Origin of the sequence: Flavobacterium crocinum, assembly GCF_003122385.1 — a bacterium.
Classification (GTDB): Bacteria; Bacteroidota; Bacteroidia; order Flavobacteriales; family Flavobacteriaceae; genus Flavobacterium; species Flavobacterium crocinum.
Map to the genome: position 1 here is coordinate 247,326 of NZ_CP029255.1, position 20,856 is coordinate 268,181.

12 protein-coding genes are annotated in these 20,856 nt (G+C 33.3%); 1 reads left to right on the forward strand and 11 read right to left on the reverse strand.

From position 1 onward, the window contains the following. Positions 1 to 12: 12 nt before the first annotated feature. The 9 genes from HYN56_RS01225 to HYN56_RS01265 form a co-directional block, all read right to left on the reverse strand. On the reverse strand, positions 13 to 2,730 hold the full coding sequence (locus HYN56_RS01225) for a TonB-dependent receptor (protein WP_109190525.1): 2,718 nt from the start codon (positions 2,728 to 2,730) through the stop codon (positions 13 to 15). Positions 2,731 to 3,166: 436 nt separating this feature from the next. Next, positions 3,167 to 4,093 carry a magnesium transporter CorA family protein gene (locus tag HYN56_RS01230; RefSeq protein ID WP_109190526.1) on the reverse strand — a complete coding sequence of 309 codons (927 nt, stop codon included), beginning with the start codon at positions 4,091 to 4,093 and terminating at the stop codon, positions 3,167 to 3,169. 222 nt (positions 4,094 to 4,315) lie between these two features. Then, positions 4,316 to 5,203 (reverse strand): bifunctional 5,10-methylenetetrahydrofolate dehydrogenase/5,10-methenyltetrahydrofolate cyclohydrolase, encoded by an 888-nt coding sequence (locus HYN56_RS01235; RefSeq protein ID WP_109190527.1) that lies wholly within the window; start codon positions 5,201 to 5,203, stop codon positions 4,316 to 4,318. A gap of 155 nt (positions 5,204 to 5,358) precedes the next feature. Continuing rightward, positions 5,359 to 6,711, reverse strand: a complete 1,353-nt coding sequence (gene ffh / locus HYN56_RS01240; RefSeq protein ID WP_109190528.1) for a signal recognition particle protein — start codon at positions 6,709 to 6,711, stop codon at positions 5,359 to 5,361. Positions 6,712 to 7,109: 398 nt separating this feature from the next. Further along, entirely contained in the window at positions 7,110 to 8,792 is a 1,683-nt protein-coding gene (locus tag HYN56_RS01245; RefSeq protein ID WP_109190529.1) for an MBOAT family O-acyltransferase, read from the reverse strand. Between the two features lies 1 nt (position 8,793). Continuing rightward, on the reverse strand, positions 8,794 to 10,122 hold the full coding sequence (locus tag HYN56_RS01250) for a GDSL-type esterase/lipase family protein (RefSeq protein ID WP_240622642.1): 1,329 nt from the start codon (positions 10,120 to 10,122) through the stop codon (positions 8,794 to 8,796). An 89-nt stretch (positions 10,123 to 10,211) separates the two neighbouring features. Next, positions 10,212 to 11,690 carry an SGNH/GDSL hydrolase family protein gene (locus HYN56_RS01255; RefSeq protein ID WP_109190531.1) on the reverse strand — a complete coding sequence of 493 codons (1,479 nt, stop codon included), beginning with the start codon at positions 11,688 to 11,690 and terminating at the stop codon, positions 10,212 to 10,214. Between the two features lie 261 nt (positions 11,691 to 11,951). Continuing rightward, a complete protein-coding gene (locus HYN56_RS01260) occupies positions 11,952 to 12,572 on the reverse strand; it encodes an HmuY family protein (RefSeq protein ID WP_109190532.1) in 621 nt (206 codons plus the stop codon). 27 nt (positions 12,573 to 12,599) lie between these two features. Then, positions 12,600 to 14,666 carry a TonB-dependent receptor plug domain-containing protein gene (locus HYN56_RS01265; RefSeq protein WP_109190533.1) on the reverse strand — a complete coding sequence of 689 codons (2,067 nt, stop codon included), beginning with the start codon at positions 14,664 to 14,666 and terminating at the stop codon, positions 12,600 to 12,602. Between the two features lie 105 nt (positions 14,667 to 14,771). Between HYN56_RS01265 and HYN56_RS01270 the strand changes: the two genes are divergently transcribed. Continuing rightward, entirely contained in the window at positions 14,772 to 15,674 is a 903-nt protein-coding gene (locus HYN56_RS01270) for a DUF6607 family protein (RefSeq protein ID WP_109190534.1), read from the forward strand. An 84-nt stretch (positions 15,675 to 15,758) separates the two neighbouring features. Here the strand turns inward: HYN56_RS01270 and HYN56_RS01275 are convergent, their stop codons facing one another. After that, positions 15,759 to 17,216 (reverse strand): SusD/RagB family nutrient-binding outer membrane lipoprotein, encoded by a 1,458-nt coding sequence (locus tag HYN56_RS01275; protein ID WP_109190535.1) that lies wholly within the window; start codon positions 17,214 to 17,216, stop codon positions 15,759 to 15,761. Between the two features lie 16 nt (positions 17,217 to 17,232). Beyond that, positions 17,233 to 20,397, reverse strand: a complete 3,165-nt coding sequence (locus tag HYN56_RS01280) for a SusC/RagA family TonB-linked outer membrane protein (protein ID WP_109190536.1) — start codon at positions 20,395 to 20,397, stop codon at positions 17,233 to 17,235. Positions 20,398 to 20,856: the final 459 nt, after the last annotated feature.

Sequence of the window (20,856 nt, forward strand, 5' to 3'; positions counted from 1 at the left end):
ATCTAAAGCAATTTAATTCTTTTTCTTTGTAGCAAAATTTTGGAATTTATACTGCAATGAAAACATAATGTACCGTTTCAGAACCGTGTTTTCAGAATCTACAACAGAGGTTGGTGTAATGCTTCTGGAAGTACTCTGATTTTGATCCAGCAAGTCATAAACCTTTGCTTTAAGCGTAAATTTATCATCAGCAAATTTATAAGACAAACTGGTATTCCATAAGTAAAAGTCTTTTTTATAGGGACCTGAAAGATTAGAATTGTAAGTATATCCAAAATCATTTCCTAAAACCCATTTCTTCCAGATAAAGTTCGTCATTTCTACTTTAAAATTGTGTGTTGTGTTTGATGCAGAACTTATAGAGCTATTATTATATCGTGTATCATTAAAGGCAAATTCATAAGATGGTTTTATACTTAAAAACTCGCCATAATCATAAGATAATTGCAGATAAGGTACAAGGCTTAACATTTTTGCGGTATATAATTCGCTATTTGTAAAACCTTTATCTAAAGTATACATAACACGTCCTCCAAAACGAAAACCGTAAGTATTCGAATCCTTTTTTATCGACTTACTCCATTCTGAACCTAAACTACTATTGCTGGTTCCGGATACATTATCATACGTTATGATTTGCTGACCTGCCGAATTATATTTTGATGCCGAAACAATCTGATTATTGTTAAAAACTAAGTTTCCATATAGATAAAAACCTGAATGTGATTGATAATCATAATCCGAAAAAGTAAAATAAACAGTATTGGAAGTAGAAGCTTTCAAATCCGGATTTCCAATTCTTGTCACTAATGGATTATCCAAATTATTAACCGGCAGAATCTGAAAATCTTTCGGAATAGTAAACCATCGCTCATAAAATAAATAGATTGCCTTTGATTTATTAAATCGATAATTCAAATTAAATGTTCCATCTGGAAAAACATAATTCTTGTTCAAATTGGTGGCAACATTTTCATAAAGAGCATTATTTTGAGCTTTCACGAAATAAGTTCCGGTGTGTAAACTAAAAAAGAATTTCTTTTTATTAATACTAAATCCTACTTTGGGATTAACCTGAAATCGATTAGAAAAATTATAATTACTTAGGGAATCAATCAAATTCATTCCAGCGTTATTACGGTCAAATGTTTTTTTATCATCGCTCGTTTTTTCCCAATCTGTTTTTAAACTAAAATTAAAACTTAAAGAATCTGTAACGGGTTCTGAATATCGGATAGAGCTTGTGTAATAATCTTTCTTATTACTTGTTTTTACATTTTGATTTCTAATATCATCTGGATTGCTCCCCTGAGCATATTTTGTAGAAGATTCTATAATCGAACTGGCATCGTTTTTTGAGTTTTCATTAAAGAAATTAACCGCAAAAAATCTGCCTTTTCTCTTTCCTTTGGTAAAAAGATTAATGTAATTTTTAAAATTAGAATTATCACTTTCATTTACATTATAAGAGTCGGTTGTGTTGACCAATTGTCCATTCTCATCTGTAGTTTTTCTAAAATAATTATTCGTTGCCGTAGTGGTTCCCATTTCAACTTTTGGCGAAATCATAATTTTTGTTTTCGGCGTAATATCATACTCTAAGTTAAAATCGGCATTGTGTTTATTCGAATCGTTATTTGACTTAGAAACCGACTCTGACAATAAAGAACCCGTTGGCAATAAAGTAAGTTCTGTCGTTCGGTTATTATTCTCAGAATTTGAATTGTTGAAATAATAATTCCCGTTAAACTTGCTTCCTTTAAACCATTCGTCGGCATAATTCAATCCAATTAAATTCGATTTAATTATTCCGGGTCCTCTTCCAATTACCGGCGCCCTGGAACCAGAATTTCGTCCGCCACCCATATTATCAAAAACTTCATCCATAGAAAAGCCTGTTGCATTTATATTATTAGAAGAAGCCAGAAAACTAATGCGTCTTTTTTCTTTAAAATAACTCAGCAAAGCACTGCTCTCATAACGTTCAGAACTTCCGTAACCGCCCATTATTTTCCCAAAAAAACCTTTGTCTTTTTCTTTTTCTATAGTCAGATTGATAGTAGAATTATTAGAAGTAGAAGCCTCTTTAGTAAATTCCTGTTCTTTGGTTTTGGTATCTGAAACCTGTATTTTTTTAATGATCTCAGCCGGAAGATTTTGAAGTGCAACCTTTCCGTCTTCGCCAAAAAAAGGCTTCCCATTAACCAGTATTTGGTTCACTTCTTTACCATTCACCATTATTTTCTTATCGGCATCAATGGTAACTCCCGGTAATTGTTTTAACAAAGCTTCGACGTTGGCATCGGGGCGTATTTTAAACGACGAAGCGTTATACTCCAGAGTATCTTTCTTGGCCCGAACCGGAGGTGCTTCGTTTTTTATAACTACTTCAAGCAATTTATTTTCGTACTCTAAAAGTTTTAAAATCCCCAAATCCGTATTTTGTGTCAGCTTTTCAAAATTTTTAGAAAAATCCTGATACCCTTGTCCTGATATTTTTAAAATGACATTTTGAGGAATTGGTTTGATTTGTAATTTGAAGAAACCATTTTTGTCAGTAAGCGCATACTCTACAACTGAAGAATCTTTTGGATGAATCAGATATACAGTTGCGGATTCAATTGGGGCTAATTTTTCGGTAACGATTTTACCATTAATTACAATACTTTTTTGTGCGATAGAAGAAAAACAGCATAAAAAAAACGCGAAAAAACCTAAATCCTTTCTCATATTATTTTACGACAGTTTTAGGAGAAAGAAGAGAAAAATAAATAAAAAATGTTGCGGATGGTAAAGTTTCAATCATAAGAAATTGATTTTTTTAGTTAATAGGTATAAATAGTTTTTTTTATTAAGACCAAACTTACTTTTTGAGAAGTGAATAAACTGCAAGAAAATGTTAAAAATAGACCAACAAAATCAAAATAATAGTTAATTCTTTACCAATAAGCCCCGATTTAAAACATCAAAAAACTAGCAATCAATAAATTAAACAAAATATATCGAATATCAATTGTACATTTTTATTACCATCTTCGGATTAATGAAAACATGGGAAAGCATCAACTAAGGCAATTAATTTACAAATCCGGATAAATTCGATTTGAACAGAAACAAAAAAGCCCATTCGTAATGAACAGGCTTTTGTTGTTTTATGATTTTAAAATTAAAACCATCTTCTCCTTTTAAATAAAAACACTCCGAAAGTGGATAAAATTATAGAGACTAGAAGCAAAATCCAGATTCCATATTTACTTTCTTCCAGACCGTTTGGCACGTTCATTCCGTACAAACTGGCGATTAAAGTCGGAATCATTAGGATGATCGAAATAGAAGTCATCTGTTTCATGATCGTATTCATATTATTGGAAATCACAGAAGCATAGGCATCCATCATTCCGGTTAAGATGTTGTTGTAAATATTGGCTGTATCTTGTGCCTGATTTAATTCGATTTCAACATCTTCTAATAACTCGGGATCATAGGTGGCTTTGTGAGCTTTTAGATTTTTAATTCTTTGAAATAAAACGTCATTTGCTTTTAAAGAGGTTATAAAGAATACAAAGCATTTCTCTATCTGAAGCAGGGCTTGTAATTCTTCATTTTTGATCGATTTTTCTAAATTATCTTCTGCGAGTTTTATTTTATGGTTGATTTGTTTCAAATATTTCAAATACCAAACGCTTGATGACAAAAGCAATCTTAGCACCAAATTGAAATTGTCTTCTATCTCGATATTTTTTCGTTGCGAATAAGAGACAAAATCTTTGATTATTTCTGTTTTATAAAAACTGATTGTAACACAGATATCATTTTTAAAAATGATTCCGAGAGGAACGGTATGAAAAGGAATTTTGACATCACCGCTTTTAACGGGAATTCGCATAATAATAAGCGTCCAGCCGTCTTCAATTTCGATACGAGGTCTTTCGTCGATATCCTCAATATCATTATAAAAAGCTTCAGGAACCTGAAGTTCTTCCAGTAAATAATTTTTATCTGATTCTGTTGGAGATTCGATGTGAATCCAGCAATTTGAAGTCCATTTTTGGATTTCTACCAATCCGTTGTTGTTTGTGTAAAAGGCTTTCATTTCAAAATACAGGGTTTTAACGCAGCATTTTGAAAGTTCAAAAGCTGCTTAATTTAATACTAACGAATAATAATAATCGTCCATTTGGAGAAGTGTTATTTTTTAAAGTGCTGCAAAAGTATCCTTTATTTTCAAGAACCAAAACTTTAAACTATTAATTATATATTAAAAACAACAAAACCCGTTCGTTTGAACGGGTTTTGAATATTTTTCAGGAAGAAACTATTGATTTCTTGCGCTTCTCATTTTTCTTGCTAAAAGTGTATTTTTAAGTAACATTGCAATTGTCATTGGTCCTACTCCACCCGGAACTGGCGTAATGAACGATGCTTTTTTGCTTACTCCGTCAAAATCAACGTCACCTTTAATAACATATCCTTTTGCGTTAGAAGCATCTTCTACACGTGTAATTCCAACGTCGATAACCGTTACTCCTTCTTTCACCATATCAGCTTTTAAGAATTCCGGAACTCCCAAAGCTGTGATGATGATATCGGCATTTTTAGTGAATTCTGCTAAGTCTTTAGTACGGCTGTGTGTCAAAGTAACTGTAGAATCTCCGGGATTTCCTTTACGGCTCATTAAGATACTCATTGGACGCCCTACGATATGGCTTCTTCCAATTACTACAGTATGTTTTCCTGCAGTTTCTACTTTATAACGCTCTAATAATTCCATAATTCCGAATGGTGTTGCCGGAATAAAACTTTCCATTTCAAGCGCCATTCTACCAAAGTTAGTTGGATGGAATCCGTCAACATCTTTGTCTGGATCGATTGCTAATAAAATTTTCTGTTCATCAATATGTTTCGGCAACGGTAACTGAACGATATATCCGTCCAGATTATCATCTTCATTTAATTCTTTAATCTTAGCAAGCAGTTCGTCTTCGGTAATCGTTTCCGGCAGACTCACTAAAGTAGAATCAAATCCGATTTCCTGACAAGATTTTACTTTACTTCCTACGTAAGTTAAACTTGCTCCGTTATTTCCAACCAAAACTGCCGCTAAATGAGGCACTTTTCCTCCGGCTGCTTTGATAGATTGAACTTCATCTGCAATTTCGTTTTTAATGTCGTTAGATGTTTTTTTACCGTCTAGTAGTTGCATTGTTTTGTTTCAAGTTTAAAGTTTTATGTTTGCTTCGCCAAGTCGGCCTTTTGCCTCGGGTCACGTTACTTGCGAAACTTAATATTTATTGAATTAAAAAAGTTTCAAATTTCGGTCTCTAACTTGAAACCTTAAACTTGAAACTTTTAATTTTATTATCTCGGCATTCCTCCTGGCATTCCTTTCATGCCTCCCATCATTTTCATTAGGTTTTTTCCGCCTGGGCCTTGCATCATCTTCATCATCTTGCTCATTTGGTCAAACTGTTTCATCAGCTGATTTACCTGCTCGACTTTAGTTCCCGAACCTTTTGCGATTCTGGCTTTTCTTTTTACGTCGATAATGGCTGGCTTGCTTCTTTCAGCCGGCGTCATTGAATAAATAATCGCTTCTATATGTTTGAAGGCGTCATCTTCGATTTCAACATCTTTCATGGCTTTTGAAGCTCCTGGTATCATTCCAACCAAGTCTTTCATATTACCCATTTTCTTTACTTGCTGAATCTGCGTTAAGAAGTCATCAAAACCAAACTCGTTTTTCGCAATTTTCTTTTGAAGTTTTCTTGCTTCTTCTTCATCAAATTGTTCCTGAGCTCTTTCAACAAGAGACACAACGTCTCCCATTCCTAAGATACGCTCTGCCATACGTTCCGGATAGAAAACATCAATTGCTTCCATTTTTTCTCCAGTACCAACAAATTTGATTGGTTTGTTTACAATCGATTTGATTGAAAGTGCCGCTCCACCACGAGTATCACCATCTAATTTCGTTAAGATAACCCCATCAAAATTCAAGATATCGTTGAACGCTTTTGCTGTGTTTACAGCATCTTGTCCTGTCATAGAATCAACAACGAACAATGTTTCTTGTGGCTGAATCGCTTTGTGTACACGAGCAATTTCGTCCATCATTTCCTGATCTACTGCCAAACGACCTGCTGTATCGACAATTACAACATTGAATCCGTTTGCTTTAGCATGTTTGATTGCATTTTGAGCAATTTCTACAGGATTTTTGTTTTCCGGTTCTGAGTAAACCTCAACACCTATTTGATCTCCCACAACATGCAACTGATTAATCGCCGCCGGACGGTAGATATCACAAGCTACAAGAAGTGGTTTCTTGTTTTTCTTTGTTTTTAAGAAATTTGCTAATTTCCCTGAGAAAGTAGTTTTACCAGAACCCTGAAGTCCTGACATCAAAATTACAGTTGGATTTCCTGATAAGTTTACACCAGCTACATCTCCACCCATTAATTCTGTCAACTCATCTTTTACCAGTTTTACTAATAATTGTCCCGGCTGTAAGGTTGTCAATACGTCCTGTCCAATTGCTTTGTCTTTTACTCTTGCCGTAAAATCTTTAGCAATTTTAAAGTTAACGTCGGCATCAAGTAAGGCACGACGAACTTCTTTTAAGGTATCGGCAACGTTTACTTCTGTAATTTTACCGTGCCCTTTTAATATATGGAACGCTTTATCTAACTTATCACTTAAATTATCAAACATATCTTTTTGTTTATTTGAAGTGCAAAGATAATCTAATTAGATATTTCAGGCAATTTTTATTTATACGCTTTTTTTTGCCACGAAGGCACTAAGACGCAAAGTTTTTTGCCACGAATTACGCTAATTTCCCTAATTCCTTTAACTAATATTTTCCTATCGCAGATTACGCAGATTTTGCAGATTGTATTTTGCTCGCAAGGTGGCAAAGTTTTTTCACGCAGATTTAAAAAGATTTAAGCAGATTTTCACAGATTAATATCTAAAATCAAAAAAAAATCTGCCAAAATCTGCAGAATCTGCGTGAAAAAAAAACTTTTTTAATCCTTTAATCTGTGGCTATAAAAAAAGGCGCAAAGAATAAAACCTTTGCGCCTTTGTGCCTTCGTAGCTATATCTTTTTAGAACTGGAAATAAATAAACGGCTGTGAACCGGCAACTGCTGTTGCGTAAACAATCCAGTAAACAAAACCCAAAATGATTGCTTTTACTAAAATTGGTGTTTTATCAAAAACAGATTTCATTCCGTTTGTGAATGTTTCCGGTAAGAAATGCCAAACATAACCGAATAACATCAATCCGAATACATTTTTGTATCCAAGAACAATTGTTTTCCAAAGTTCAGGTTCAAATGTTAATTGTCCGATATTATTAATTACTTGTATAGCTGTTTCAAAATCTCTTGCTCGGAAAAAGATCCAGCAGAAAACTACAAAATGGAATGTAATTATGATTGAGAAAAATCTCCACAAGAAATTAGGGCTTTTGTCTTTTTTGGAAGGAAAAAATTCCATAAAAATTTTATGAACTGCTAATGCTAATCCGTGTAAAGCTCCCCAAACAATAAACTGTGCTCCTGCTCCATGCCATAAACCACCTAAAAGCATTGTGGTAAACAAATTAAAATTGGTTACCAGTGTTTGTTTTATTTTGCCTGAAAGCAAAAATGACAGACAGAAAATCAAAATACTGCTTCCGGCAATAATTAATGGAATAATACTTTCGTTATAATTCGAGATTCCCCAAAGTAATAGTCCAAAGAAGAATAAACTTGGGAATAAAAAACCGGCAAAAGATCCTTCACGATTTCCTCCAATAGAAATGTATAAAAAGTCTTTTAACCACGTAGAAAGTGAAATGTGCCATCTTCTCCAGAAATCGGTAATCGAAGTGGATTTATAAGGCGTTCTAAAGTTGGCCGGCAATTTGAATCCTAACAATAAAGCAATACCAATTGCCATATCTGAATATCCTGAGAAATCACAGTAAATCTGAATGGCATATCCGTAAGATGCCATTAAGTTTTCAAAGGAAGTATAACTCATTGGCGTATCGAAAACACGATCTACGAAGTTTACTGAAATGTAATTCGAAATTACTGTTTTCTTAATCAAACCTCCAATTATCAGAAACAAAGCATTGTTTACATCTTGTCTTGTAAGATTTAGCTTTTGATAAATCTGCGGAAGAAAATCTTTCGCACGCACAATTGGTCCGGCAACTAACTGCGGAAAAAAGGATACAAAAAATAAATACTCGATATAGTTTTTGGTTGGCTTTATTTCTTCTCGATAAATCTCAATGATATAACTCATGGACTGGAAAGTATAAAACGAAATTCCAACAGGAAGAAATACATTATGCAAGGCAAAATTACCATGGAACATGTCATTATAAGTAACAATCAAAAAGTTCATGTATTTGAAATAGCCTAAAAGCGCCAGATTCAGAATAACACTAATTACCAGATACACTTTCTTAACACCATCTCTGCTTTCTTTGTAAATAATCTGACTCAAGCCATAATCTACAACAGATGAAAGCAACAATAACAGAAAATAAACACCACTTGATTTGTAGTAAAAGAAAAGTGAGAAAAGAATAACATACGTTAATCTTAAATAAAATGTTTTGCGTAAAAATCCATACACAAAATAGAAAACCAGAAATAATCCTAAGAATAAACCGGTATTGAATAAAAGTTTTTCGTCCGGATTGTAAACAAACCAGCTTTCAACTTGTTCCATCGTAATTGCACCAAAATTTTGAATGAACCAATTATTAATGCTATCTATTGTTGTCAACTTAATTCTTTAATTTAAAATTATCGTATGTTTTTAAAAACGCCTTTGTAAACAAGTTTCCTTGTTTCTCATATCCTTTTTTTGAATAATGAACCCAATCCGGTCCTATTAATCCTTGTGCCTTTAATTGTTTGATTCCGCTCATACCTCCGAATTCATCATATAAATCCCAAACTGCGAAACCGTCTTTTTGTGCAGCATCAATAATATATTTTGTATAATCATTAATATAATTATTCGGTTTTCTTCTCAGTAAAGATGGCGGTGGTGTCATCACAATAATTGGCGAATCTATTTTTTGAGTTCTTACATTACTTATAAATTCCTGTAATTCTTTGATGTAGTTTCCGGCTTCAAGATGATCGTAACTTTCATTTGTTCCAAGTGAAAAAACAAGTAAATCCGGATGCAAAGCTTTTAGCTGTTCAAAGAATAACGGATACTTATTATAATCTGAATATTTAGCGCCGTTTACTCCAATGCCGCTGTAAATAATTCCCGAAGCATCTTTTTCTAAAACTAAACCGTTCAGTTCATAATTGGAAGCTTCTTTATTTGGAATCAGAAAAATTCTGCTCAAAGGACTATCCGAATTGTAATAATGCGAATACGAATCTGATTCTATCGTTAAAGGCACAAACTCTGACATTGAAATAGTCTTTGGCCTTGTTTCATTTGTTGAGATTCTTAAAGTTCGCCCAGCACGAATGTTGTTTGATTTTAGATGATTTTCTCTTTTTATTTCGGCAACAGAAACATTGTATTTATCAGCAATCGTCCCTAAAACTTCTCCTTTTTTGATCTTGTGTGTTATCACTTTTCGTTCTGTTGTCTGAATCGAATTGATCTTTGACGAAACGGCCAGATCAAACATATTTTGATTTTGAGGCGTTATAATTTTTATGGTATTGAATTTATACGAAGGATCTTTTACATTCATTTCCATTACAAATCCGCCGGAATCTCTCCAAAGACCAATTCCGCTTAAGCCAACAGGGCTACTTCTAAATGGAAGAATATTTCTGTAACTTTCCCAAACACGATTTGACTTGAACCGTTCGTTGTAAGAACCATTTGTTTTTGCCAATTGATACGGAAAAACTAATCCTCGTCCGGCATTTCCAAACCTTTGCTGCAAATTTTTTCGGATCTCATTAGTCATTAAATCACCCTGAATATGTGAATCCCCAATGTGAACTATATTAATCTTTTGATTTTTCTGGTTTTCATTTTGTTCCAGTTTTTCAAAAAAGTTTTTTAATACTTGTGCATTATAAATTTGACCCTCTATTGGAGTTTCCGCCTGTGCGGTATCAACTTTTTGAATCATTTTTTTTGGTATTGGATCTACATTAGTTTTTGGAGGCTTTTCATTTATTGTAAAGAAAAGGCAACAAAAAAACACAATAAGTTTATTCATCATACGCTGTCTTTTGTTATTGAAACGGAATCAGGTCTGGCTCTTCTTACTGGTTTTGGTTTAGTTCCTTCTGTATCTCGTTTTGCTCTAAGCACTTTATATTCTTCGTATCCTTTATTCAATTGTCCGTAAAGCAAATTACCAATAGCTTTTGCACCACGCTGATTAAAGTGTGTGTAATCTTTATTGGCCTTTGCCGGCGCTTCATCCACCCATTTAATCATTGATCCGTCACCGCCCATTAAAGTGTATAAGTTTACAAATCCAGATTCTGTTTCTAAAGCGTAGTGTTTTTGCGCTTTCATTAATGGCACAACAGCTGAATCGGTTTTCATTTCCAAATCGTATTTAGTTGATTTATCTGCTGTAGAAACAATTAATATGGAAACTCCCGGGAAAGATTCTTTGATTTTGTTTACGGTTTTCGTCATTCCTTTTTCATACCAGGAATAATTCTTTGTTCCGTAATTCAAAACGTTTGTCCCGTAGTGCAGAATAATTAAATCGTATTTCAGATTATTATTAAATGCTCGCATCACATCGGCATTGAACATTGAAATTGGAAGTCCTGAATTTCCTCTTTGAGAAAAATTATCTACGTGAACTCCTATCCCGTTATCAAAATTAAATCCATAAATAGGAATAGAATCGGCATGCACAAAATTAGCTTTGAAAGCTTTTAAACTTCCCGAAGACACTTTTAAAGTATTTACTAAACTGTTTGGAGAAAGACTTTTCTTTAAAGTATCTTTTCCGATAATGAAATTTACTTTTCCTGTTTTAGACGAACGTCCGTAAAACAACGTGGCATTATCTAAAGTAGTACAATTTTTATTCAATCCGGCTTCGTACTGAACCCAAGTGTTATTAGATGCATCATTTGCAAAAAATACGTGTCCGTTTACTCCAAAAGGACTTGCCGGTTTTTTGACATTTAAATATGATTGCGTTTTCCAGTTTTTCGAATAAGTCGATTTTACAGAACCTCTCGATGCAGCAGATTCTGAAGTAATTGAAACAAATCCAACTCCGTTACCACCAAATCGTTCCTGATAATTGGCACGAACATCCTGAACGATTAAATCTCCATCGGTCATAGAATCTCCATAGTAAGCAATTCTGACTTTGTTCTGCGGATTTTTCTCTAACTGGTACAATTTTTCATAGAAAGAAATCAGGTATTGATATCCTTTATAGTTTTCAAATGATTCGGCCGGAAACTCGATTCCTTCTGTTTCATCAAAAACAATTTTCTGATTGTTTAGTTTTCTTTCGCTTTCGTCAATACTATCATCATCCGCGGCAAGCGAATCTTTAGCTACAGACTCTAAAAGCAGACTATCTATTAATACGTTTTTAGAATCTAACTTACTTTCTGAGAATATTTTGTCCGGAAGAATTTGTTTGAATCCAATAAAAGCAACCAGCGCCAAAGCAACAATCGAAAAAGACTGAAAAAAATAAGATTTTGTATTCACTTAAATAATTATAAAAGTATAACAGACTGCACTCAAAAATTAAACCAATTAAATAATTGTTAACTTATTGCAGAAAAAATTTGTGCAAAGATAGAATAACATTTTATTTCTAATTCATTTTAACAAGAAACTAATACAAAAAAAGAGGTTAGAAAAAATCTAACCTCCTTATCAAAAAAAAATAAAAAAAACAAAGCTAATGATTAACTAAATCATTGATGTTTTTATTTAAAATAAATTATTCAGACTATCAATTTCTTATTAGAAAGTTGTAGTACTGTTAGCCTGGTATGCGAAATTAAAAGTATAAAATCTAGAAACAGAAGTAGCAGTTGGTGCAGCTGGTGCATCTTTATAATAACTTAATAACTCTACTTTTGCGTATTTACCATCATGTGTTTTTACAACAAATACTTTTCCAGCTTTTGCAGAAATAATATGAGTTGTAGAATCATAATCGTACCAAGCATTCGCACCTGACGTTGGAAATGCATAAGTCGCGTTACCATCCTGCGCAAAAGTTGCAGCTGCTGGGAAAGTCGTTACACTTGCAAATGTACCAGAAACAATACTAACCGCTCCTGTTCCTGTTCTTTCTGGTTCATCAGTAATACCTATTTTTGCACCTCCATTAACAATAATTGTAGTTCCACGGAAAGCGATGTCCCAATTATTATCCGTTACTACTTTGTTTTGAGAAAAACTAAATTTTGTAAATTGACCTCCTACCGGCTGACCTTGTCCTCCTGTTTGTGGAGCCTCAAGATTAGAAACCTTTGTAGTTACAACTGCTGGAATTTCATTTTTATCATCATCGCTACTGCAAGATGCTGTAAAAATAAATAATGCTAATAGTGAAAGTTTTAAGAATTTTGTTTTCATTTTGTAAAAGTGTTAAATAAATGTTGATTAAAAATTATATTGAACCCGTGCAAAAAGTTGCCTTCCTGCCAGATTAGTAATTTGACCAGGATCTGTAAAATCGAGCAAATTATTAGCTCCTGCCTGAAGCATAAATTTTTCTCCGATATATTTTGAAACTGATAAGTTGGCTATGAAGTAATCACTAACGAATCTGTCGTATTTATCCAAAATCTGATTTCCGTTAGTGTCAAACATTCCATATTTACTTCTGTAAAAAACTCGTAAGTTGATATCTGTTTTAATTTTCGGAATAGAATACGCAACTTTTACATTTGCTGTATGTTTGGATCTGTTATACAATCCGAAATAATCCGATTTTTTAATTTGAATAGTCTGTAAATCCGAGTTACGGATGTATTGATAATCTTCGAAATTGTCTACGACAGATTTGTCTTTTGCGGTTAAATATTGATATCCAAATGACAACGATAACTGTTTATTAAAGTCATATGTTGAATTAAATTCCAAACCATAAGTAAAAATCTGACTTATATTAAAGTAACTGAAAACATTCTGACCATTTGTCTTTTGAGCTACAACACGAGTGTCAATTAAATTTTCTATTGAATTATAAAAAGCATTAACATCTATTCTTAGTTTATTTTTTTTATAAAAAGTACCAAAATTGAAGTTTATCGAACTTTCTGCTTCTAATGGACTGTTGAAGTTTATTCCTTCAACTCTGCTTAAAATCTGTCCTTGTTCGTCAAGCTGATTCAATCGTGCTTCGGCAACATTATACCCCAAAACAGAGTATCCAACTGAAGGATTTGTAAAATCAAAGTATAATTGGCGGAAATCCGGTGCTTTATAACCATAACCAACTGAAGTTTTTAACGATAAATTTTCGTTGATTTTATAATTTGCTGCAAGTTTTGGACTAAACTGTGAAGCATATACGCTATGATTATCATACCTAAATCCAGCAATTATATTCCATTTTTCTGTTGGATTACAATCGTATTGTAAGAAGAAGTATTGCGAATTAAACTCTACTTTTTTATCAAAATAAGTTCTGTCTAATGTCTCATAATTTAATCCAAGCCCACCTGTTAATTTATCGTTTTTTATGGAAAGTGTTGTTCTAAACTCTGGACGAATCAACCATTGATTGTAATAAGCACTTTCGTAAGTCACATTGTTTTCATCGTTTAAAAACGAATCATTTTTATAATTTGTAGTATAGAATTCATACTCAGAATAGAGTTTAGGACTCCATTTATGTTCTAATTTAACCTGCGAATTCCATTCTTTTTCTTTCGCATCTCCTTTATAATTTTCAGAATTAATTATAGCTACATTATCCATTTTCATATCATAAAAACGGTTGCTTACAATTAATTTCAAATTTTCTGAGAAATCGTAATATATTTTAGGCTGAATTGTAAAATTGTAGAAAGGCTCAACGTTTTTCAAAGGCGTACTTTTATCTAAATCATAGCCATCTGTAGAATAAAAATTGGCAAAAAGATTTGCCGAAAATTTCTTTTTCTTCCAAAGAAGATTTGTATTGGCATCATTAGTATTAAATGTTGCATATCTATACGAAAGACTACCTGAGAACATATCTTTCTTCGGTTTTTTAGTAATTACATTGATTACACCTCCCATTGCCTCAGAACCATACAAAGCAGATGAAGCTCCTTTTACAATTTCGATTCTTTCAATATTTCCAACCGAAACTCTTGATAAGTCTAAAACTCCAGCGCTTCTTCCAACAAGTGGTACACCATCAATTAAGATCATTGTGTAAGCTGCATCTAAACCCTGCATTTGAATTCCCTCAAAACCGCTTTCATCTGGAACTAAAATAATACCAGTTTGTTCACTTAAAATTTCATTTAATCTTGTAACACCAGATTTTATAATTGCTTCTGATGTAATAATTGTCATTGGTAAAGGCAATGAAGAAAGTACTCTTTCTGTTCTTGTTGCTGTTGTCACTTTAACTTCCGACAATTCATTTGTTGACACACTATCTTTTTTAACCTCTTGTGCAACAGAAACTTGAGAATAAAGTAAAATTATAAAAAGAGTAATTCTAATTTTCATTATTTTTATTGAGTCTTAATAATAGACGCAAATATATAACTATTTTTAACTATTCTAAATAAAATTTATATATTTGCAAAAAATTTAAAAACAAAACAATAAGTTATGATTTCGAAAAGTCTTTTAATGTCAGCCGCTGTGGCTTTAACATGTAGTCTTGGTTTTAGTCAGGACAAAAAACAACAAGATATTAAGTCTATTAAATCAATGTGCGGTTGTTATGAAGTGAAGTTTAATTTCACTGAAACATTCTCCTACCCAAAAGACTCTCTTACTTACAAACCGTCTGAGACAAAACATGAATCGGCTTTAGAATGGGTACAATTGCTAGAAGACACTCCAAACAAAATTGTAATGCAGCATTTACTTATTGTAAGTCCTGATATGATTATCAAACACTGGAGACAAGACTGGCTATACGAAAACACAGACTTATATACTTTTGATAAAGGAAATTCCTGGAAATATAAAAAATTAGATAAAAAAGCGGTTAAAGGACAGTGGACTCAAAAAGTATATCAGGTAGATGATAGTCCAAGATATGAAGGTTCTTCAACATGGGTACATGTTGATGGTCAAGATTACTGGGCAAACGTTGCTGATGCTCCACTTCCTAGAAGAGAACAAACAAAACGTAACGATTACAACGTTTTAAAAAGAAGAAACATTCACGAAATCACAGCTACAGGATGGAATCATGAGCAAGATAACGACAAATTGGTTCGTGACGATGCCGGAAAAGATGTTTTGTTAGCACAGGAAAAAGGATTTGACGTTTACACTAAAGTAGATGATTCTAAATGTATTGCTGGACAAAAATGGTGGGCAGCAAATAATGCTCTTTGGAAAAACGTTCGTGATAAATGGCAAACTCTTTTCGACAGACATAAGGACTTAAACTTAGAGGCTAAAGTGGACAGAAAAGCACTTTACTCTTTATTATTTGATTTAAAACCAGATACTGCAAAAGCAGAAACGGATAAAATCATTGACAAATTTGTTAAGTAATTAGAATTAGTTGTTATAAAAAGGCCGGAAGTTTTTAGAAACTTCCGGCTTTTTTTGATTTATTAAAGATTTAGAAGGATACTATTATCTGGTACCTCCAGCCCACCAAACGTTTTCTTTATAAACATAAGTACCATCTCCAAAAGCTGCTTGCACATTTTTGTTAGCAGATACATCTGAATTTCCATAAGAAAATCTAAGTGGAAACTTAGTTGTGTTAAGTGGGTTTGCCAATTGAATTGGATGTGCAGCTGCTGATCCATACATTGCTAATAAACGTCTATAGTCATTATAAGCCTCAACAGCTTCTTCTTCATAGAATGAAAAATATTTTTGCACCGCTATTTCTTTTAATAGACCAGCATTAGTTGTAATATTTAAACCTGCAACATAGCTGGCTGCATCTGTAGTTGAAAAATTAATAGATTGAGCTTTGTTAAAAGCTGCCGCCACAGCTGCTGTTAAACTAGCAGTACTTGTAACACTTGCTGATTTTCTTGCTTCTGCTTCTGCTTTGATAAACAACAACTCATGATAGCTTAACATATATATGGGATTACTTTTGTTTAGTAAAGCTGAATACGAATAATTTTGACTTTGTGGGCTAACACCATTTTCATAAAACTCATATGTCAATGGAGCTCCGCTTGCTTTACTAATTTTTTGAAAATAACCAGTAGCACGTGGATCATTTGCTCTAGCATTTAACTTGTCTGATAAACTTTTACTAGAAAATAAATATCCTCTGGCAATTTTTAATTGATAAAAAGGATTTGGAATACCACTGTTTACCATTTTAAATTCTTCACTTTTACTTGTAAACGATTTACTTACATAATTTAAAACCTTATCATAATCAGGAGATTTAAAAGAAAGCCTTAGTGTATAACGAGCCAATAATCCATTAGCTGCTTTTATCCACTTAGCATTACTGCCACCATATATTAAATCCTGAGTTCCTAAAGTTGGATAAGTTGATGTTTTTTCCAAATTAACAATAGCATCTTGTAGCGTTGCAAAAATTGTTTTGTACAGGTCTTCCTGACGATCCAGTTTAGGTGTGTAATACACTCCTGGCTGAAAAGCCTCAGAGAAAGGAACATCTCCATACACATCTGTGAGCAAAGCTAAATTATAAGCATATAGAATTTGTGCAATTCCTAATGTAGTATAGTTTCCTTTTTCTGTACCAGTTGTACATTTGTCAATAATAGTCTTTAAATTGTACATGGTTGAGTATTGATTGACCCAAGAATTATTATAAGTCGTTGCACTTTGAGGTTCTCCATTTCTTGTCTCAGCATTATACATTTGACCAGAACCTCCAGCGCTTAATTCGACATAAATACCAGCATAAAAAGCTAAATCTGAACCAGTATTGCTAAATGCTGTACTTGTCATTGCATCAGTAATGGCAAAACGAGTAGCCACATTTACTGGTTTATTTACGTTTTTGTTAATGTCGTCCATTTTATCTTCAGAACAAGAATTTAGAGAAATTGACGCCATCACTAAAAGTAATATGACTTTATATTTTTTCATGATTTTTTGAATTATATTAATTAATTGTTAGATTCAATCCAACTCCAATACTTGTAGTTTGCGGAACAGATAATCTTTCAAAACCACCAGCCATGTTATTATTTCCTTGTGATGCTTCCGGATCTAGATTTGGCATTTTTGCCCACAATAAGACATTTCTTGCGAATGCAGAAACACGTAAATCTAGGCTTGTTGAAAATTTTGGAAGCGTATACCCTAAAGATAATTCTCTTAGTTTTACGAAAGAAGCATCATATATTGCTGTTTCTGCAATGTTCGAATTTACACTATACATGGCTTCTTTCGTAATAGCTTTTGTATTGGGTTGTCCATTTTTAGTAACACCTTCCTGAACCACTAGTTCTTCACGGTTTAGTGTTTTAGTACTTAATCCGTAAAGATCTAACAATGAATTTGTACCGCTATACATTACGCCTCCATTTTTCCAATCAAAAGTGGCAGCAAGAGTTATTTTTTTGTATCTGAAAGAGGTTGTCCCTCCCAAATTGAATTTTGGAGCTACCTCTCCAAGTGATTTAGTTTCTCCAGTGATAGCCTTTCCATTATCGTCAACCAAAATATTTCCTTTATCATCTCTTGCAAAAGCCGATCCGTATACAACAGGATAACGCTCTCCTATACTAGCCCTAATTTGTGGTGTTACAAATCCTCCTAAGAAAATATTTTGCACCCCTTCTTTTAATTCATCCACATAATTGTCTATTTTGGTAAAGTTTGCTGATATTGTCCAATCAAAATCTTTAGATCTAACTGGAGAAACACTAACTACTAATTCATGACTGTTTGTATGAACTTTTCCTCCATTCATTACTAAGCTTGAAGCCCCTGTTGAACCTGCCAAAGGCACACTAAAAATCTGGTCAATTATATTTTGTCTAGCGTATGTATAATCGATACTTACACGATCATTAAAAAATCGAAATTCACCGCCTACTTCATAAGATCTTGTATTTTGAGGTCTTAAGTTGGGATCATACATTACTCCATAAGGCGTATATGAATTTATACCAGTAAGAGGGTAAGTTATAGGTGCACTTCCCCAAAATCCTCCTCCATAAACTGGTGTTGAATAGTAATTTTGCTTATAAACTGCTGGCTGACCTACTTCAGCCCAAGATGCTCTTAGTTTAGCAAAAGATAATATCGAGTTTCCTTTTAGGCCTTCCAATTCGGTTAATACAACCCCTAATGATACTGAAGGGTATACAAATGAACGATTATTTCGTGGCATGGATGATACAACATCCTTTCTTAAAGTAGCACCTAAATAAATAAAGTTTTTGTATGAAAGATTCAAATTTCCAAACAAACCAACGGTTCTGTTTTTATCAATGTTATCTACGGCAACATTTTGTTGCGTATTAGCTAAATTAGGCCAGCCGCCAAAATTAAGATCATATCCTTCCATTTCGTAGCTCTTTTCGTATCTGTCATTGATTTCATTACCTACCAAAGCAGCTAAATTTAAATCGTCTGAAATCTTATATTCATAATTTGCTGTGAATAATGAATTTATTGTTCTGGATGTAATTCCATAAAGATCTAAATAACCTGCTGTAGTCTGCTTATTCCCATATTCATCTATATCTCTATAATTAGTGGTGTAAGCATCAGCACCAAGCTGGTAACGGAATGACAGTTTGTGTTTGCCGTTCACTGAGATATTTGGTGTAAATTCAACATAACTGTTTCCGTAAAAACGATCCGTTTGTTCGTCATGTATATTGTGAGCCGCTGCCCAATATGGGTTATTGAATCCAGTTGTTCTGTAATAAATTTGTTTGTATGGGTCTCCTGGGCTTTCGTATCCGTTTCCTTTCATATCATAACTTATTGGACTTGCAAATGCACCTGCAACAGATGAATCATTTGCACCAGTAGCTTTTTCAGTTTTACTGGTAACATAGTTTCCAACAAATCCTGTTTTCCATGTGTCTGATAATTTCGTGCTAAAGGCTGCTCTTGCATTATAACGTGTATAACCAGTAGCAGGTACAAAACCATCTTGGTTAGTTGAACCCAAACTAAAAGCATAATTAGATTTATCTGTTGCTTGTGTCAAGCTAAAAGAGTTATTTATAGTAGTTCCAGTTTTAAAATAAGCACCAAAATTATCATATACTCTTGGTGTTACCCACGGATCTAGACCTGCTGTTGCTCTTTGTGGTACATAATATTTGCCTGCATGAGCTGTTACATCTCCACCATTCAATACATTAGCAACATTACCGCCATATGCTTTATCATTTGGCAACTCAGAAATTTTTGGTCCCCAAGACAATGAATTTGTTGGACCATATACACCATTTGTTCCTTGTGCATATTGATCTTGAAAATCAATCTTTCTTGATACATTTTCAGCAGACATTGAACTAGAAAAATTTATGATAGGTTTTCCGTTTTTAGAAGCACCTTTCCCACTTTTTGTTGTAATTACAACTACTCCGTTTGTAGCTCTAAGTCCGTAAAGTGCTGATGCAGCTTGTCCTTTTAAAATATTGATAGATTCAATATCCTCTGGATCAATATCTGCAGCCCTGTTTGAACTATCCGCCCCTGACACACTGCTTCCAGTACTAATATCAGCTGTTGAAGCTACTGGCATACCATCAATGACGTATAAAGGTGTATTATCTCCTGTAAATGAACGAGCTCCACGAATAACAATTCGGGAAGAAGCTCCGGGTGCACCACTAGAAGGTGTAATTTGTACCCCAGCTAATTTTCCTTGCAAGGCTCCTGCTAAACTGTTATTGTTTCCTTTTGTTAATTCATCGGCTTTAATTTCTTGAGTTGCATATCCTAATGCTTTTTTCTCTTTTTTAATTCCTAATGCAGTGACAACAACAACATCAAGTTCCTGCGCTCCTGCATCAGTCATTCTTACATTAATAGTTGAAGAACTTGCTACTATTTCCTGAGTCTTCATCCCAATATAACTGAATACTAAAGTCTGATTGGAGGCAGCGCTAATAGTATACTTCCCATCGAAATCAGTTTGAGCACCTGATTTTGTTCCCTTGACCAAAACAGTAACACCTGGTAAAGGCATTCCTGAATTGTCTGAGACCGTTCCTGTAATTTTTCTTTGCTGAGCAAATGCAAACTGCATTGCAAAAACAAAAAAAAGCACGACTAATCTTTTTAAGTTTTGTTTCATTATTTTTTTGTTTTGAGTTATTAAGGGCGAACTTAAAAATTTAAAACAATTTTAACAAGATTTTTACACAATTTAACATTATTAATTGAAATACTTATACTACAAAAATTAAAACAGAATGATAAAAAAGAAATAAATAACTTACAAAAAAGTTAAAATGAGAAGAAAAAGTAAGAAAAACGAAAAATCGTTTAACATTACCATAATTTTTCAAGAGGCAAATTGCCAAAACTTAAAAGTTGAAAAAAAACCATCTAAACAAATTTTAGACGGCTTTTTAATCCCTTACCATTTTAGACTAAACAGGGTACTAATTCAAAATAGTTAAAAATGAATATAAGGAAGATATTTTCAGTAGTTGTTACTTAAAAAAGAACAACTATCTTCAATTTGGAAATCTATAGTTTTGTGAAGAAGTGCTAAAGCACCAAAATTGAATAAAATAAATTTTACAATATT

Excerpts from the sequence above, each read along its gene's own strand:
- HYN56_RS01225 (WP_109190525.1), bottom strand. The coding sequence starts at position 2,730 with ATGAGAAAGGATTTAGGTTTTTTCGCGTTTTTTTTATGCTGTTTTTCT.
- HYN56_RS01230 (WP_109190526.1), bottom strand. The coding sequence starts at position 4,093 with ATGAAAGCCTTTTACACAAACAACAACGGATTGGTAGAAATCCAAAAA.
- HYN56_RS01235 (WP_109190527.1), bottom strand. The coding sequence starts at position 5,203 with ATGCAACTACTAGACGGTAAAAAAACATCTAACGACATTAAAAACGAA.
- ffh (WP_109190528.1), bottom strand. The coding sequence starts at position 6,711 with ATGTTTGATAATTTAAGTGATAAGTTAGATAAAGCGTTCCATATATTA.
- HYN56_RS01250 (WP_240622642.1), bottom strand. The coding sequence starts at position 10,122 with ATGATTCAAAAAGTTGATACCGCACAGGCGGAAACTCCAATAGAGGGT.
- HYN56_RS01260 (WP_109190532.1), bottom strand. The coding sequence starts at position 12,572 with ATGAAAACAAAATTCTTAAAACTTTCACTATTAGCATTATTTATTTTT.
- HYN56_RS01265 (WP_109190533.1), bottom strand. The coding sequence starts at position 14,666 with ATGAAAATTAGAATTACTCTTTTTATAATTTTACTTTATTCTCAAGTT.
- HYN56_RS01270 (WP_109190534.1), top strand. The coding sequence starts at position 14,772 with ATGATTTCGAAAAGTCTTTTAATGTCAGCCGCTGTGGCTTTAACATGT.
- HYN56_RS01275 (WP_109190535.1), bottom strand. The coding sequence starts at position 17,216 with ATGAAAAAATATAAAGTCATATTACTTTTAGTGATGGCGTCAATTTCT.
- HYN56_RS01280 (WP_109190536.1), bottom strand. The coding sequence starts at position 20,397 with ATGAAACAAAACTTAAAAAGATTAGTCGTGCTTTTTTTTGTTTTTGCA.